Genomic DNA, 18,395 nt, shown 5'->3' with positions numbered 1-18,395 from the left:
GGGTGCGCTGTTGTCAGCCAGAACAGTTGACTGTCACATTCTGAAGCTGATGAAACTGTGTGATGGCAACGTTAGACAATAATTCGACAACTGCAGACGCAATTATGGTCAATGTTCAGTAACCGCAATGGGCCACCAGTTGTGTGATGCTGAGCTTCATCAGTTGACCGTCACGTTTATGCTGATTTGATAAGCTAACGTTGCCGTTCAACGCGTCTTGAGATGTTCTACGATAGTACCAATCTGCGCCAATGTCAGATTCCGGTCAGCGGCTAGGTGGATGCTGTGTCGCGATGATTGGTGGTTGTTGACGAACTTCCAACAACCGCCAATCATCGGGGACAAATGTAAGACTCGCATGGAATTTGGCGAGGCTTACATTTGAGGTCTGAGACCGCCCTTCGGCTCAGACCGGCCCCACAGCAGGAACCTAGTCGCTTACCGGAATCGACAGCGCAAGCAAATCACCGCACTTCACAAACTAAACCGCAATATGCTTACGCTGGACACAGGCGACAGTACACAATACAAAAAAAGCCCGACATAAAGTCGGACTTTCCGGAAAACTTAGTTTAAATTAAAGTGCGTTTGAAGCACCGTGGTAAACAACGCCACGACGTGAGTCAACAGTGATCAATTCACCGTCAGAAATCTTGTCGGTTGCGCCTTCAGCACCAACGATAACTGGAATCCCCATTGAGATACCAACTACGGCTGCGTGTGAAGTTAAACCACCGTTTTCAACGATGATAGCGCTGGCCTTTTCGATAGCTGGCAAGTAATCCTTGTCAGTGTTCTTAGTAACCAAAACGCTACCGTCAGTCGTCTTGCTGTTAGCTTCGTCAGCGTTGTTAGCAACAACTGCCTTGCCGATAACTGTGTCATCGCCAACGCCTTGGCCGCGAACTAACTTTGAGCCGATCAATTGAACCTTCATCAGGTTAGTCGTACCGCGTTCGCCAACGGGAACACCGGCAGTGATCAAGATCAAGTCGCCTTCCTTAGCTAAACCAGTTTCAACGGCCTTAGCAGCAGCTAAGTCAAACATTTCATCGGTGTTAGCAGGCTTTTCGGCAACGATTGGGTAAACACCCCAGTTGACCGTCAAACCGCGACGAGTACGATCATCAAAAGTAATGGCCAAGATGTCAGCATCTGGACGGTACTTGCTGATCATACGAGCAGTGTAGCCAGATTCAGTGGCTGCAACGATCGTCTTAACGCCCAAGCTCTTAGCAACGCGAGCAACAGAAGCGCCGATTGATTCAGTAACATCACCAGTCGTCAAGTCGATGTGATCAGTTCCGAAGTCCTTCAAAGCGTTTTCAGCCTTGATATCGATCCGGTTCATGGTAGCAACGGATTCAACTGGGTATTCACCGTTAGCACTTTCACCAGAAAGCATGGTTGCGTCAGTACCGTCAAAGACAGCGTTAGCAACGTCAGATGCCTCGGCACGAGTAGGACGTGGGTTTTCTTGCATTGAATCCAACATTTGAGTAGCCGTGATAACTGGCTTGCCTAAAACGTTGCACTTGTGGATCAAAGTCTTTTGAACCAAAGGTACGTTTTCAGCTGGAATTTCAACACCCATGTCGCCACGAGCAACCATCAAACCATCAGAAACCTTGATGATATCATCGAAGTTGTTGATACCTTCTTGTGATTCGATCTTAGGGTAGATTTGAACGTGTTCCATGTGCTTTTCTTCAAGTAATTCACGGATGTCCATAACATCTTGTGGCTTACGAACGAAAGAAGCAGCGATAAAGTTGATTTCGTGATCCAAACCAAAACGAATGTCATCGGCATCCTTTTCAGTGATCCCTGGCAAGTTGATTGAAACACCAGGTGCGTTAACACCCTTACGTGAGCCAAGCTTACCATCGTTTTGCATGGTTCCGACTAATTCTTTGGTAGCTTCGTCTTTTTCTTCAACGAGCATGTCCAACAAACCATCATCAAACAAGACGTGGCCGCCAACATGAACATCATCAAATAACCCAGGATAAGTGACCGCAATCTTGTCCTTAACACCTTCTAAGGAAGCGTCCATTGAGATCCGGAGCTTGTCGCCAGTGTGGTATTCGATCTTGCCATCCTTTTGGACAGTGGTCCGAATTTCAGCACCCTTAGTATCCAGCATCAAACCAACCGTCTTACCGGTGATCTTTTCTGCTTCGTGAACGTTAGTGATACGACCTAAATGTTCCTCGTGATCACCATGTGAGAAGTTGAACCGGAAAATGTTAGCACCGGCTTCAATCAACTTAACGATTGTATCGACATCGGTACTTGCAGGACCAAGTGTACTTACGATCTTGGTTTTCTTCATAAGAAAAATCTCTCCTTTGAGTTTTAATACCAATTTGACTCGATTACGTGATACCGATAACCGAATTGTCAAAATTGGTACATTTTGGATTCCGATAGTTATTCTATCACTTTTCAAAATCAATGTCTGCTAAGATTTATCAAATTTGCGACATTTCCGATATTAAAGCGTTTTCACTGCTTTTAAATTCTCATAATTTTATGAAAATTAGATTTTTAACTGCAAAATCACATTATGTTCACCTAAAATTTTCTCTAATGGTCCAATTAAATTCGAATCCGGCTGCAGCCAATAATTGGTCGCCAAACGCGTTTACTATCATCACTCACCCGAAATAAAATGACTGGTGTCTGCCCCGCCGTTTGCTGCAAAAACGTCATCAGTTGCGGCATCGTTGCCGGATTATCGTGAGCTGCATCGAGGCGTAAATACCACCGAGGAACCGATGGCAATTGCGTTGCCGTCCCGGTCTTGGACCGATTCGGCGCGACTTTTATCGTTACAGCATCTGTTAACGTTTGGGCAACCACTTGGATACTGCCACGGTTAGTTTCGGTTTTACCCGACACTAAAATGACCTGTTCCTTCGCCAACCAAGTCGCTACCCGCCGGTAAAGGTTAGGAAACACCGTAATGCTGACCTCACCCGTTAAATCGCTTCCGGTTAAAAAGGCCATTTGGTCGCCCCGCTTCGTGCGAATTGTACGAACCTTCGTCACGTAGACCAATAGTGTGAGTTGTTGATCAACCCGAGATCCCCAATTGGCGTCACGCCTCGTTGTTGACCAAGCGCTTGATACTGTTCAACTGGATGGCCGGACAAGTAGGCACCGAGGTACTCATTTTCTTTTTCCAGCCGTTCACTCAGCGTGTAATCTGGCAGAGATTGGATCTTTGGCGCTAGTGCCTCAAATAAATCAACGCTGTTTCCGCTAAGCTCAACGCTGCTTAAAAATTCTGGCAAGCTTGCAATCAATTCAGCGCGATTATGGCCAAAGTGATCGAAGGCCCCAGCGTAAACGAGCCCTTCAATCAAATCTTGTTTCAGCCATTTCAAATCAAGCCGCACTAAAAACTGATGAAGTGACTTAAACGGACCGTTTTCCTGCCGTTCGGTTAAAATCGCCTTCAAGAAATCACGGCGCATGCCCTTCACCGAAGCCAGTCCAAACCGAATCTGGTTTTGTTCAAGGCGGAAATACGCCCCACTGGCGTTAATATCCGGTGGTAGGATCTGAACCTGATGACGCTTGGCCTCCATCAAATATAACTTGGTTTTAGCTGAGTTATTTAATACCGAATTAAGCAATGACGTGAAAAAGGCTGCTGGATAGTGTGTTTTAAGGTACGCCAACTCAACCGCTAGTTTACTGTACGCTACCGCATGAGACCGGTTAAACCCGTAGTTGGCAAACCGGTCAATATAGGCAAAGGTCGCCGTTGCCACGTCGGTCGAATACCCTTTCGCCTGTGCCCCGGTAATAAACCGTTTTTGCATTTCATCCATGGTTTGCTTTTTCTTCTTACTCATTGCCCGCCGCAATAAATCGGCTTGACCAAGCGTAAAGCCCCCCATGACTGAGGCAACCTGCATCACTTGTTCTTGGTAAACAATGATGCCATAAGTTGACTGCAAAATTGGTTTAACAGACTCATCCGGATAACTCACCGGTTCCTGACCAAACCGGCGCTTGATAAAATGATCAATGTTTTCCATTGGTCCTGGCCGGTATAAGGCGTTCACGGCCGCGATCAACTCAAACGAATCCGGTTTTAGGCGCCGTAACACGCTTTTGATGCCGGCAGATTCAAATTGAAAGACCCCGTTGGTGTCGCCACGTTGGAACAACGCCAACGTTGCCGGATCATCCAAATTGATTTGGGTAATGGGCAGCGGTTTGCCGGTTTGTTGTTGCACCAACTTTAACGCTGACGCCATGATCGATAGATTACGGAGACCCAGAAAATCCATTTTAAGTAGACCAACTTGTTCAACGTAATCTTTAGTATACTGCGTCATCAGCATCGTTTCTGAACCATTTTGAACCGGAACGATCTGCGTCAATGGCTGATCACTCAACACGACCCCCGCCGCGTGGGTGGAGTAGTGTCGGGGCAGTCCCTCTAGTTTAACCGCTGTTTCGTACAACAGCCGGTTGACCGACGCATCTTCAATTAAGTTGCGTAAAGGCTGCGATTGTTCGTAGGCCTCTTTCAGAGAAATGTGAAAGACGTTTGGAATCGTCTTACTCCACTCGCTTAGTTCATAGGGCCGTAAGCCAAACACCCGGCCAACGTCACGGATTGCCTGTTTCGTGGCTAACGTGCCAAACGTGATGATTTGGCCGACACGGTCATGGCCGTATTTATCATGCACGTACGTTAACACTTCTTCTCGGCGATTATCCGGAATATCGAGGTCAATATCGGGCATCTGGGCCCGCTCTTCGTTCAAGAATCGTTCAAACAGCAGGTTGTAGCGCAGTGGGTCAACATCGGTGATGCCCAAAACATAGGCCACCAGCGCACCGGCAGCCGAACCCCGACCAGGCCCCGTTGTGATTTTGGCCTGACGCGTAAACCGCATCACGTCCCAAACAATCAGGAAGTAGTCGTTGAAGCCCATTCGGTCGATGACGGCCAGTTCGTGATTCAACCGTTCTTGATACGGTGCCGCATTCTCGATGCCGTCTAATTTCAAACGCCGGGTTAAGCCAATTTGACACTGTTCGCGTAAATAGTCGCCAGCCGGTTGCTGCTGTGGCGTTTTAAAGTGTGGTAATTGTGGATGTTGAAAGTTCAACTGCAATTGACAGGCCGCAGCAACCGCCACCGTTTGCTCAGCGGCAGCACTCAACCCCAACTCCTGATAATTCGCTTCAAATACCGTTGCTGGGCGTAACCAGTACTGCCCTTGCTGTTGCTGAGCCTCAGCCAAGTTACTGATCGTAGTTCCGTCCTTGATGGCATTCAAGACCTTAACCGCAAACCGGTCTTCTGGGTTCAAATACCGCACCTCGGGCAGTGCCACCACCGTCAGTCGCTGATCAGCCGCAAACTTCGTCAGTAATTGGCGATAATTGGCTGGTTGGGTCAACGCAACTCCGGCCAGCAGACTATTTTCGTCCACATAAGGGCGCAGTTGGTTGACCAACTGTTCAGCATTGGCTTGGTCACCCTGATTTAACCAGTAAGTCAATTCACTCTCTGCTGGCAAAATCACTTCAAGGTGCCCCAGCCAGCCCTGAATCATCGCCAACGTCATCGGCGCTTCTGTCTCGCGGGTTTGGCAAGCTGATGAAATTGCCATTAAATGCTGATACCCCGTCTGATCCTTAGCCAATAAAACGACCGGAAAAACTTGATCCGTTGCGATGCTACCAGCAAGGTCCACGGTAAGGCCGATAATCGGCTGGATATGATACTTTAAACACGCTTGGTAAAATGCCACCGTCCCATACATGACATCTCGATCCGTTAACGCCAACGCCTGATAACCACGGTCAGCGGCGGTTTTCACCAAGTCATCCAGCTGATTGGTGCTTTGCAACAGACTAAAACTACTTATCACTTGTAGTGGTACAAACCCCATCTTGCCACGCGTCCTTTCCGTAATCGGTCAATGACCGTTCTGTAATTAGTATAACAAATTCTGTTGGTTATTTTTTAGCTTTCGTTTGTGTCCAGCGTAAGTGTGCGGAGCGAGACGGGTTGAGAGTGTAATGTAAGGGGCTTCGGTGAAAGCGTCCGGGCTTGGCGGTTTTATCGAAGCCCCTTACATGCAGCTTCTCAGTCTCGCGCAGCACCATTCGGCGCGGTAGACAGAAAGCGCGTGGTTGACAATCTTCTGCAACTTCAGGAACCCTGGAAATAACAGTCCAAGTGGCGCCGGATTTTGTAACCTGAAAGCGCCGGTTTTCATGCGGCTTTGGCGAGCAAAGCGACGACAAACAGCCTTCACCCCCCAATCGCACCCAACCCTCACACTGGACACAAGCAACAGCACAAAAAAAGGAACCATTACTGGTTCCTTCTCATAAACGCACTATTCGCGTGCTTTGGCATCTGAAGCGCCAAGTAACCGAACACCGTTGGTAAAAATCAAGCCAACGATTGCGGCGATCACACCAATTTCCATTGCATTATAGGTCATAACTTCTAGGGCGCCACCGATGTAGCCAAGGACTTCACCGAAGATAACCGCCCAAAAGATAACGACTAAGTTTGCAGCTAAAGTTTTCACGTTAGACACCTCTCAATCATTAAAAGTTTAGCACAATCGGTCAAAAAAGCAATTGAAAGTTCAAGTGAAACTCAGACTAAATCATCGCTAATCTGCGATAATCAAGTACTTTTTTTCATACTGTTTAATTAAACGTCAACCCATCGCCGGCCTCGTTCAAAGCAATCGCCACCGTTGATTGTGGTGTCACTTGACCGCCAATAATCAACTTCGCTAACGGCGTTTCGACGACGTTTGTGATGGTTCGTTGCAGTGGTCGAGCACCGTATGCTGGTAAGTACCGCGCTTAGCCAACCAGTGGGTGGCCTCATCAGTGATCGTCAGGCTGATATTTTGTTCACTCAACCGTTGTGATAACCGGGCGATCAACTTACCGACAATTTGTTCAACATCCGCTAAGGTCAACGGTTTGAACATGATCGTATCATCGATTCGGTTTAAGAATTCCGGCTTGAACGACCGTTGCAATAAAGTAGCGACCGTTTGCTTCGCTTCATCCGCAATAACGCCGTTAGCATCCGTGCCATCCAGTAAAATGTCGGACCCCAAGTTAGAGGTCATGATTAGCAAGGTATTTTTAAAGTTAACCGTTCGACCCTGACTATCCGTTAATCGGCCGTCATCAAGCACCTGTAAGAGCACGTTGAAGACGTCTGGATGCGCCTTTTCAATTTCATCGAAGAGCACGATGGTGTACGGGTGCCGACGCACGGCCTCCGTTAACTGACCGCCTTCCTCGTAGCCAATGTAACCAGGCGCCGCCCCAACTAACCGAGAGACTGACTCTTTTTCCATGTACTCACTCATATCGATTCGAACCATTTGATCTTCCGAATCAAAGAGATCTTCAGCCAATGCTTTGGCAAGTTCCGTTTTCCCAACCCCAGTTGGCCCTAAAAATAGGAAGGAACCAAGTGGCTTACTTGGATCTTGCAGACCAGCGCGTGACCGGAGTACGGCATCAGAAACCGCTTGAACGGCTTCATCTTGACCAATGACCCGTTTGTGAAGGTTGTCGGCCAAATGCAGCAGTTTTTCACGTTCAGTTGCCACCAACTTATTGACCGGAATTCCCGTCATCTCAGCCACAACCGTCGCAATTTCTTGCTCAGTCACGGATTCTTCAACCAGCCAGTCACCAGTGTGATCGGTCTGTTCCATTTCAGCCAATTCCTTTTTCAATTCTGGAATCGTGCCGTGTTGGAGCACCGCTGCCTTATCCAAATCATACTGACTTTTCGGCCTCCGTTAATTCACGGGTAGCTTATCAAGTTCGGTCTTCTTAGCGCTTAAAGCATCCAACGCTTGTTTTTCGTCTTCCCAACGCGCAGTAAGACCGTTGACCTTTTCTTTCACGTCAGCTAACGTTTTTTGAACGTCACTTAAGCGTGCTTCAGAAGCATCATCGGTTTCCTGCTTCAACGCAGCTTCTTCAACTTCCAACCGCATCATTTGCCGGCGGGCTTGATCAAGTTCCGTTGCGCCGAGTTCATGGCGACCCGAATCGAGGCCGAAGCTTCATCAATCAAATCGAGGGCCTTATCCGGCAAGTAGCGGTCCGTGATGTACCGATCTGACAGCTTGGCAGCTGCCACCAACGCGTTATCATGAATTCGCACGCCGTGGTGGATTTCAAACCGTTCACGCAACCCCCGCAAGATTGTGATCGTATCTTCAACAGTGGGTTCACTGACCTGAACTTTTTGGAACCGGCGCTCTAACGCCCGGTCCTTTTCCATGTACTGCCGGTATTCATCAGTGGTGGTTGCCCCGATCAAATGCAGCTCACCACGCGCCAACATTGGTTTCAATAAGTTACCCGCATCCATACTGCCTTCCGTCTTACCGGCACCAACGATGTTGTGAATTTCATCAATGAACATGATGATGTGGCCATCGCTCTTCTTCACTTCATTCAAGACGGCCTTTAACCGCTCTTCGAATTCACCCCGGTATTTGGCCCCGCAATCAGCCCCCATATCCAGGGAGAAAATCGACTTATCCTTCAAGTTTTCCGGCACGTCGCCGCGAGCAATCCGTTGGGCAAGGCTTCAACGATCGCCGTTTTACCAACCCCAGGTTCACCAATTAAAACCGGATTATTCTTCGTTTTTCGGGATAAGATTCGCGTAATCGACAAAATTTCGTCATCCCGGCCAATGATGGGATCGCGTTCACCGCTACGCATTGCTTTAACTAATTCAGTCCCGTACTTATCGAGTGCTTGAAAGCCTTCTTCTTGGTTTTTAGTAGTGATACGCTCGCCTCCCCGAATCTCAGTGACTTTATTTTTCACCTGTTGAACAGTGAAGCCTTGGCGCTGTAACCAGTCACCTAATCGACTCCCCGTCATTTGAACGACCGCAATGATCAATGTATCACTGGCAATAAACTCGTCATTTAAAGTTTGGCGAACTTCATCGGCTTTTTGAAGCAATCGGTACATATCCGGTGATAGATTTTGACCATATTGCACCGACTCACCAGCAACCGTACTGATCGAGTCCATTTCGTGGTCCAGTTCTGCGTTCAATGCGTCAAGATCAACGCCTAAATCACTAAAGATTTGGCGGTCCAGTTGACCTGGCTGAATTAAGATTTTAAAGAGGTGGGACACCCCGATGTTTTGTTGTTTACGATTAACCGCAACGGTTTGGGCTTCGGAAATGGCATCCGTCACCGACTGCGTTAAGAGTTCTGGATTCATTGTGAGTTCAGCGTCCTTTGCTTTAATTTCATTTTAATTTATTTGAGCATAGGTTAATTTTAGCATAGGTCATTTCACTGTGGGTATTAATTTGACCTTTTTTGACCAAGAGTGTAAAAGACCCGCGGTTAGACCCCAGAATATAAGGGAAAGAGCGGTTGGATTCCCGGGTTTGGAATCTAACCGCTCTTTCCCTTATATGGCCGGGGTCTGCGGGGCTTTTACACGTTTCGGCTACATAGCAGCTAAAACTACCCTACTTCCCCGACCTCGCAAACACATCCGCCGCCGGCTTAAACCCCCAGAACTTGTGCCCCTTATAAGTCTGCTGCGCCAACTTACCATGAACCGCCATCGGCTTGCCACGCTTGGTTTTAATCTGAAATTTAATTTCCTCGCCAGCTAAAAGCGCCGTGACTTCCTCAGCCGTAAACCGGTGACCACCCCAAACTTGGTTGAACTTAACTTCTTCACCCGTTTTGGTCTTACCACTGGTTTTAGCCTTTTGCGGGTATTTTTTGACTAATTTCGTCGGTTCACCAACTAACTGTCGCAGTTTATCAGCGTTGGCCACCATTAACGGCAAGTCGTGTTCGACCGTTTGCGTTGCCGTCATCAACAGCTGATCTGGTGGCAATTCAAATCGACCAACTTGGTCCATCAGCGTTAACAATCGCTTCGTGGCATTGGTACTACTGATGATGGTGCCTTCAGTCAAAATGGCTGAAATCGTCCCCACATCCGTCATGCTAAACTGCCCCTTGCGCTCCTTTAGCAGTGCGGTCGGGCCACTCGTAATTTGAGAAACCGTTGATACCCGGGTTGCCCCAGTCCCGATGTTGTGTTGTTGTAAATAGTTCATCAACCACTTCATCTTGGTGCGACCGGTTTCTTATTCGCTCCTTCAAAAATAAACGGCGCCGCTTGAGGCCCTACAGCTCGCTGAACGGCCCCCTCATCCGAGTCCGCGTCACCGATTTGCCGAGAACTGTCATAAATTAACTTATAATTCAATGCCACCGGAACGTTAAACGCCGTCTTAAACGCCGGATAATCCGCTAATTCTGCGGTGATGTGGTCAAAAACGTAGTCCTCACCCAACATTGCTAAAAAGTTCTTTGCTACAACTTCGTAAATGGCTGGGCCAGACTTACTATATTTGCTTAACATCGACAACGATCCCGGCACTTTTTCACCAGGTCGGTTGGCCCCGTGATCAACGCTACCAGTTGTCACATGCGATGGCCGTGGTTGCCGGTGCGTCAGCAACTGCTGGTCCACACTGACCACTTTGGCAATCGCTGGCACTAACGGCAGTAACTGTTTAAATTGGCCCATTGAGATTTTGGCATCATCCGTCCGCGGATAGCTAACGATCTTAGCTTCATACATTTTTTGATAGGTCGCCAAAACCTCCTTGGCGTTATACCCTCTTGGGGCTAGAATCGACGCCAAATTAGACAGGTCCAATAACTTAGGCGGCCCTGAATGCCGACGGGTCGTTTTAACATTGGCGACCGCACTCGGGTGATACTGAGTCATTTCACGTTGCGCATCGGCTTCGCTGGCATGACGATATGGCGCCGCTGCTTCGTCATCCTTAAATTTTCGAGCAAACACGTGCTTTTGAGGGTCCTGAAATTTCACTTCATAGTAAGCTTTCCGCCGGTATGTTTTGCGCGCCTGATCTTGTTCGTAGACGTGGCGCGCCATCAACGACTTCAACCGACCTTCTCGAACAACCCGGACTGGATAACCGGCCTGTTTTGTCACCGTCGTCGCGATTCGAGTCAACTGCATCGACAGATAATCCATTTGCTTCGGGCATCCGACTTCAAAAAATCACCGTCTTGTTTGGCAGTCGTGAGATCCTTAATTTGATAAAATCCGCTTTGAATCGACCGCGCTTCTTCATCGGCAAAATACAGTCGTTTAACCGGTTTACGCCAGTTAATCGCTTCAATAATCTCCCAAGCCAACAATTCACCCTCACCCGAGGGATCCACATCGGTGGCAATCACGAGTGCTGAACAATCCTTAACGGCCTTCTTCAAATCAGCTAAATCACCCTTGGCTGACTTCTTGCGACCCGTTCGCGGATTCTTGCTCACAATGGGCTGTTTTTCCCACGTAAAGTCACTGATCGTCCACGGTAGGTGTTCTAACTTCCACGACCGATACCGACTCACTTGGTCTTCTGGTACCTGATCTTTAGGATCGACGAATTCCAGCAGGTGCCCGTGAGAATGCACGATCCGAAACGTTTTACCACCAAACGTCCCAGTCGTTCCTCCAAGCGCCGTCGCAAAGTTCTTCGCCGCACTTGCCTTTTCACAGAGAATGGCGTAATCCGTCATAAACATTCATCCTTTAACTTCAAATTTAATGCTACTTGGTTTAGTTTACCAAAATTCGCTGATTAGCGAAAGTATGTTCGCTGTTGACTTAATTGATCCTTACGTTTGTGTCCAGCGACAGTGTGCGGAGCGAGACGGGTTGAGAGCGGTGTGTAGGGGCACTTTGGTGAAAGCGCCTGGGCCTGGCGGTTTTATCGAAGTGCCCCTACATGCAGCTCTCAGTCTCGCGCAGCACCATTCGGCGTGGTGGCCAGAAAGCGCGTGGTTGACAAGTCCTTACAACTTCAGGAGCCCTAGAAATAACAGTTTAGGTGGCGCCGAATTTTGTAGCCTGAGAGCGCTGATTTTTATGCGGCTTTGGCGAGCGAAGCGATGACAAACAGCCAACACCCAAATTACACCCAACACTTACGCTGGACACAAACAACCATCAAAAAAGGACAACGCATTCAACTACGCTGTCCCATCAAACTATGTTCTATTTCAAGTTCAATTCATTCATCTTCAAAATCACATCAACCGCCTGATTCATCGTTTGCAACGAAACATATTCAAACCGGCCATGCATGTTTTCGCCACCCGCAAAGAGGTTTGGCGTTGGTAAGCCCAAGAAGGAGATCTTCGAGCCATCAGTACCGCCCCGAACCGGTGCGATATCTGGCTTGATGCCCAGTGCTAACATCGCGTTCTTCGCCAGTTCAACCACTGACATATCCTTTTCGATGACTTCGCGCATGTTGTAATACTGATCCTTGAGCGTTACGACTACCGTATCCGGACCGTATTTGGCATTCAACTGATCCGCAATCCCCGCGAAAAGATGCTTACGCGCTTCGAAGCGTTGACGGTCGTGATCTCGAATGATGTAGCCTAAATCGGCCGTATCTACGTCACCACTGATTTTATAGAGGTGAAAGAACCCTTCCCGGCCTTCGGTTGCTTCTGGTCGATCGTGGGCAGGCAGTGCGTTATGGAAGTCAATTGCCAGTTGATTGGCGTTGACCATGACGCCCTTCGCTTCAGCTGGGTGGACGTTGGTCCCGGTAATGTGAACCCGACCATCCGCTGCGTTGAAGGTTTCGTATTCCAGTTGACCAAGTGGCCCGCCATCAACCGTATAGGCCACGTCAGCACCAAAGTCGGCAACGTCGAATCGGTCAGCACCAGTGCCGATTTCTTCATCCGGCCCTAAACCGACTTTGATCGTACCGTGCTTGATTTCTGGATGAGTCAGCAAGTAGGCCATCGCCGTCATAATTTCAGCGACCCCCGCCTTATCATCGGCTCCCAGTAACGTCCGGCCATCCGTGGTGATCAGCGTGTGACCCTGGTACTTTTTCAAACTTGGAAATACCGCTGGGTCAAGCTGATACTTACCCGCCTCATCTAACGGAATGATCGATTTGCCATCGTAGTTTTCAACGATTTTAGGGGCCACGTTTTCCGCGTTAAAATCGGCTGTGTCAACGTGGGCAATGAACCCCAACGTCTTAACGGCTTGATCCGTATTAGCTGGCAACGTTGCGAACGCGTAACCACTTTGATCGTTAACATGCACATCGCTCATGCCGATTTCATTCAATTCAGCAGCTAACTGTTGAATGAACACCACTTGACTCTGGGTTGATGGCACCGTTTCACTGGTTTCATCTGAACGCGTTTCAATCTTCACATATTTTAAAAAACGGGGTAATAACTGCTCGTAAGTCATCGTGAACTTCCTTTCTAAATAAACGTGAACGGATCCGTGTTTAACTGTGACGCAACGACTTCAAGCGACCAATTGTTGTCAGTCGCCCACTGCTTAAACAGCGCCGTCAGTTTGGGTTTACAAATACTTTCGATATGGTGCCCGGGATCAACTACCGGGAAATCAGCCGCAATCATGTCATGGCCAGTATGGTAGTAGACGTCCCCAGTCACGTAAGCGTCCGCGCCTAAGCGTTGTGCTAACTTAAAGAATTTGCCGCCATCGCCACCTAATACCGCGATGCGTTGAACGGATTTGGTTTCATCGGCCGCAATTAATCGCAGGCCAGGGACGTTGAAGACTTGCTTACAGTGTTCCGCGAACGCCCGCACCGTCATCGGCGCTGGCAAGTTACCGATTCGACCCATCGCATACTGATGACCATCACCGGCTAGCGGGCTGACGTCGATGGTTGGGTGACCACCAGGATAGACATCGTTGATGGCACTTCTCACCGTTGCCAGTTGGGACTCGGTTACCCGCGCTTGAATGCCAAACTCTTCGACGTGGTTGCGTTCACCTTCAGGCCCTAATTCTGGATCAGCACCGGCTAACGGCGTGTACCAAGTGTTACCACTCCATTCGAAACTAGCCCCTTCGTAATGGGTCATTTGACCGGCGCCGGCACCGACCATCGCTAAGCGAACAGCATCGGCGTAAACCGATTGTACGTGAACCGTCACCGTATAAATGGGTTCTTGATACCCGGCGACCATGCCGCTCAAATCCTGTAACCCAAGTGCCTCTGCCAGCCAGTCATTCATGCCACCATCGGCACTATCAAGGTTCGTGTGAGCCGCGTAAACCGTGATGCCGTGTTGGAGCAACGTTGCATACATCTGATTTTGCGGATCACTTAAATCTAAGTTTTTCGCCGGATGAAACATCATTGGATGATGGGCAAAAATCAAATCTGCGCCTACTTCAATAGCTTCATCAACCACTTCTGGTCGAACGTCTAGCGTGACTAACACCTTATGAACCGGGGCCGACAACGCGCCTAATTGAAGACCAACCGGATCTTTCGGTTCCGCCAAATGCTTGGGTGCAAACTGTTCAAAACGATCAATCAACTCACTTACTAGCATTAAGAATAACCTCCTGAATTTGATCACGCTGTGCTTGGAACTCCGCAATTTTAGCTGCTGGGGCGTTTTTGGCCTGCTGCATCGTGGTGATCACTTGATCGAGTCTGGCCTGTTCACGGCGCCATTTTTGTTGTAAAACGGGACTCTTTTCTTGTAGCAGAAACGGGCCAAATTTAAGTTCAACCGGCGTGTACGTAATCGGCGTAGCTACTGGATCGGCGACAATAATTTCGTAAACGTGACCATCTTCTTCCAAAATCCGTTCCGCTTGAATCTCGTAAGCGTGGTTCTGCAACCAGCGCCGTACATTATATTCGCCAACGTTGGGCTGTAAAATCAGCCGTTCCGTATGCGTTAGGTGTGCTTGACCTGCTTCCAAAATTTTAGCGATCAGGGTCCCGCCCATGCCGCAAATTGTCACCGTATCAATGTGATCTTCTGGCTGAATCGCCGCTAAGCCATCCGCTAACCGTGGAATAATGCGGTCAGTTAATCCCTCCGCCTGAATTTCAACCGCGGCGTTTTCGTATGGGCCACGAACAACCTCACCGGCAATGCCGTAACTCAATTGACCTTGCTGTGCCAAGTGAACTGGTAAGTACGCGTGGTCCGAACCGATATCGGCAACCCGTGCGTCTGCTTTAACAAAATCCGCCACCGTTTGTAGGCGGTTGGACAGGTGTGTCCCATTCATAACATTCTCTCCTTTGACCTCCAGCATCGCGTCATCGGCAACGCTGTGGTACTGACTTATCACTTATTATACTAGGATTGGTTTCGGGTTGTCGATTTCCCACCAAACTTTTTAAAGCAACTTGCAAACTCATCACGTAGCTATTAAAAAAGCCGGCACAACGAACAACGTCGTGCCGACTAGAACCATCTTTATTCCAAGAAATCTTTCAGTTGCTTTGAACGTGATGGGTGGCGTAGCTTCCGGAGCGCCTTAGCTTCGATTTGACGAATTCGTTCCCGAGTAACGCCGAAGACTTTCCCAACTTCTTCAAGGGTCCGCGTCCGACCATCGTCTAGGCCAAACCGTAACCGAAGGACGTTTTCTTCCCGGTCAGTCAACGTGTCCAAGCCGCTTTCGAGTTGTTCCTTCAACAATTCGTAAGCGGCGTGGTCGGCTGGTGACGTAGCGTCATCATCTTCGATAAAGTCACCCAAGTGAGAATCGTCCTCTTCACCGATTGGGGTTTCCAATGAAACGGGTTCTTGCGCGATCTTCAAGATCTCACGAACCTTTTCCGTTGGCATGTCCATTTCGGCCCCAATTTCTTCAGGGGTAGGTTCACGCCCTAAGTCTTGGAGCAATTGCCGTTGAATCCGAATCAACTTGTTGATGGTTTCAACCATGTGAACTGGGATCCGAATGGTCCGAGCTTGGTCAGCAATGGCCCGTGTGATGGCTTGACGAATCCACCAAGTGGCGTAAGTTGAGAACTTGAACCCTTTACGGTAATCGAACTTTTCGACCGCCTTCATCAGACCCATGTTCCCTTCTTGGATCAAGTCCAAGAATTGCATCCCACGACCAACGTAACGTTTAGCAATGGAAACCACCAACCGTAAGTTAGCTTCGGCCAATTCTTGTTTAGCTTCTTCGTCGCCTTCTTCGATCCGAAGGGCTAACGCAACTTCTTCGTCGGCCGTTAACAACTTAACCCGACCAATTTCCTTCAAATACATCCGAACAGGATCGTTGATCTTGACACCAGATGGTGCTGACGTATCCTTTAATTCGGCTTTGCTGACCTTCTTGGCCGCTTTGACCGCCCGAGCATCCGGATCACCCTTTTCGTCAACAACGCTGATCCCAGCATCTTCGACCTTTTCTAAGAGTTGGTCCATCTTCTTAGCGGTTAAACTAAATGGGGACGCAATTTTGTCTGATAAGACATCGTAAGTTACTTGGCCCTGTTTCTTGTAGGTTTTCACCAAGTCCTTGATTGCTTTATCAAATGCCTTTTGATCAAAAGTTTTATCATTTGTTTCTTTTGCCATTAGAGAGCCCCCTAAGCTTGTTTTTTAGACTGCTTTTGTTGCTGTAATTTAATGATCTCGATGACCAGTTGACGTTGTTGGTCACGATCACCTAACCGGGTCGCTTCCTGTAACGCTTGTTGCTGATTGCGTAACTGATCTTCAAGTGGCGCATCGTTCATGATCACCTGCAAGTAATCGTCGATCTCAGTGTCAACGGCGGTGTCACTCAACTGCATCGATTCCAACTCGATGAGTAAGTTTTGTAAGTGGTCATCTTGAAGATAATCAATGAACTGCGCTGGTGCGTAGTCCTGATGCGTTTCAAAGTATCCCTGAGCCATGGTGTAAATGAGCTGATAATCATCATGCACGAAGCTAAAGCCAGCCACGCCGGTCACCCGCAACCAAACGTCGCGTTCGTGAAGCATGCGAAACAACAGATTTCGCTCCGCGCGTTCCGTTCGACTGAGTGGGGTTGTTTGCCGATGTTGTTGCACAACGGCTGGTGCCGGTGGCATATCGGCGTCACCATAGTTACCATAAGATTGAGTGGGCGGTGGTGCAATCTGCGGTGTTGGCGCTGGTGGCCGAACCATGCTGAGTTGCTGCCGCAAACTGGCCTTATCTAATTGGAAGGTCGTTGCCAGTTGAGTGAGGTAAACATCCTGCTCAACTGGCGAACGAACCGTTGCCAATAACGCAATCACGTCATCGAGGTAATTTAACCGCCCCGTATCGGACTGAACGTCATACTGCGTTTTAAGGTACCGCATCATAAAAGCGACTGGCGTTTCCTTAGCCGTTGCTAAAGCATCGGCTAACTTTGCTTCGCCATACTGTCGTCGATACTCATCGGGATCCATTCCTTCGGGCATCTGGATAACACCCAACGTTAGGCTGGAATTATCCTGTAAGATCTTTAATGCCCGCTGAGTCGCTTTTTGCCCCGGCGTATCACCATCATAACAGACGTAAACCTGCTTTGTGATCCGCTGAATCGCATAGATCTGCTCCTCAGTCAAACTGGTCCCCATCGATGCAACGCCGTTATCGACTCCAGATTGGTGAGCCGACATGACGTCCATAAAGCCTTCAAATAAAATCAGACTACCTTGTTTTCGAACCGCCCCCCGAGCCTGATCAAAGTTGAATAGGACTCGTCGCTTATTGAACAATTCCGTTTCCGGGCTGTTCAGGTACTTGGTTGATCTGGCAACTTCGCCAACAATCGACCCGAAAACGCGATTTCTTGACCAGACTCATTACGAATTGGGTACATGATTCGATTAACAAACCGATCACGTAACTCACCATCCTGATTTTCAATAAACAACCCCGAATGACGTAACGTCTGGTAATCAATCTGTCGCTGTTCAAAGAACGGCTTCAACAACTGTTGGTCAGAGGCGTACCCTAACCCGTAATCGTTGATCGTCTGATCCGTTAAACTCGCTCATGCAGGTAATCTAACGCTGGCTGCCCCGCTTCGGTATTCATCAAAATATGGTGATACAACTTAGTTGCTTCTTGGTGCAGATGAATCAACTGATTCGTCGGTGATTGTGGGTCAGACTGCCCACTGGTTCCGGCGGCCTGCCGCGTAATGGTTGCATCCAACTCAACGTGTGAGAAATCGGCAACTTTAACAACGGCTTCTTGGAAGCTCAAATTTTCAAGTTCCATCAAGAACTTAAAGACGTTACCCCCACGGCCACAGCTAAAACAGTGAAAAATCTGTTTATCTTCCGAAACCGAAAAAGAAGGCGTCCGTTCCTCATGAAACGGACACAGACCAAATAGGTTTTTACCTGATTTTTGTAATTGAACGTACTGACTAATAAAATCCACGATATCGGTTGCATCGCGGACTTGTTCAATCACGGGTTCGGGTATTCTTGCCACTGGCTCAACCCCCTTCAATTTAAG

9 protein-coding genes and 3 pseudogenes are annotated in these 18,395 nt (G+C 48.5%); all 12 read right to left on the bottom strand.

The genetic code is table 11. The features are described 5' to 3' along the window. Positions 1-577 precede the first annotated feature (577 nt). The 12 genes and pseudogenes from pyk to dnaG all read right to left on the bottom strand — a co-directional run bounded on the left by pyk (position 578) and on the right by dnaG (position 18,371). Entirely contained in the window at positions 578-2,335 is a 1,758-nt protein-coding gene (pyk, locus tag JCM2765_RS01900; RefSeq protein WP_054733068.1) for a pyruvate kinase, read from the bottom strand. A gap of 207 nt (positions 2,336-2,542) precedes the next feature. Continuing rightward, a pseudogene (gene dnaE / locus JCM2765_RS01895) lies at positions 2,543-5,927 on the bottom strand (DNA polymerase III subunit alpha). A gap of 453 nt (positions 5,928-6,380) precedes the next feature. Further along, complete coding sequence (locus JCM2765_RS01885; protein WP_054733062.1) at positions 6,381-6,578, bottom strand: YjzD family protein; 198 nt, start codon at positions 6,576-6,578, stop codon at positions 6,381-6,383. A gap of 124 nt (positions 6,579-6,702) precedes the next feature. Continuing rightward, a pseudogene (locus tag JCM2765_RS17750) lies at positions 6,703-9,285 on the bottom strand (ATP-dependent Clp protease ATP-binding subunit). Positions 9,286-9,541: 256 nt separating this feature from the next. Then, entirely contained in the window at positions 9,542-10,147 is a 606-nt protein-coding gene (locus tag JCM2765_RS18940; RefSeq protein WP_369404029.1) for a hypothetical protein, read from the bottom strand. Between the two features lie 8 nt (positions 10,148-10,155). Beyond that, positions 10,156-11,100, bottom strand: a complete 945-nt coding sequence (locus JCM2765_RS18935) for a DNA topoisomerase (RefSeq protein WP_369404028.1) — start codon at positions 11,098-11,100, stop codon at positions 10,156-10,158. Further along, a complete protein-coding gene (locus JCM2765_RS18930) occupies positions 11,076-11,642 on the bottom strand; it encodes a toprim domain-containing protein (protein WP_369404027.1) in 567 nt (188 codons plus the stop codon). The genes JCM2765_RS18935 and JCM2765_RS18930 overlap by 25 nt, the downstream gene beginning before the upstream one ends. Positions 11,643-12,120: 478 nt before the next feature. Further along, entirely contained in the window at positions 12,121-13,353 is a 1,233-nt protein-coding gene (gene pepT, locus JCM2765_RS01870; protein ID WP_054733060.1) for a peptidase T, read from the bottom strand. Between the two features lie 14 nt (positions 13,354-13,367). Next, the gene (locus JCM2765_RS01865; protein WP_054733051.1) at positions 13,368-14,480 is read right to left on the bottom strand and encodes a Nif3-like dinuclear metal center hexameric protein; all 1,113 of its coding nucleotides are present in this window, start codon (positions 14,478-14,480) and stop codon (positions 13,368-13,370) included. Continuing rightward, positions 14,467-15,174 (bottom strand): tRNA (adenine(22)-N(1))-methyltransferase, encoded by a 708-nt coding sequence (locus JCM2765_RS01860; protein ID WP_054733048.1) that lies wholly within the window; start codon positions 15,172-15,174, stop codon positions 14,467-14,469. The genes JCM2765_RS01865 and JCM2765_RS01860 overlap by 14 nt, the downstream gene beginning before the upstream one ends. Positions 15,175-15,365: 191 nt before the next feature. After that, entirely contained in the window at positions 15,366-16,487 is a 1,122-nt protein-coding gene (gene rpoD, locus JCM2765_RS01855) for an RNA polymerase sigma factor RpoD (protein ID WP_054733045.1), read from the bottom strand. A gap of 11 nt (positions 16,488-16,498) precedes the next feature. Continuing rightward, positions 16,499-18,371, bottom strand: a pseudogene (gene dnaG / locus JCM2765_RS01850) (DNA primase). Positions 18,372-18,395 lie beyond the last annotated feature (24 nt).

Source organism: Secundilactobacillus similis DSM 23365 = JCM 2765, assembly GCF_001311075.1.
GTDB classification, from domain to species: domain Bacteria; phylum Bacillota; class Bacilli; order Lactobacillales; family Lactobacillaceae; genus Secundilactobacillus; species Secundilactobacillus similis.
Note: the sequence above shows the minus strand (reverse complement) of the source record. Positions and strands in the feature narration are given on the sequence as shown.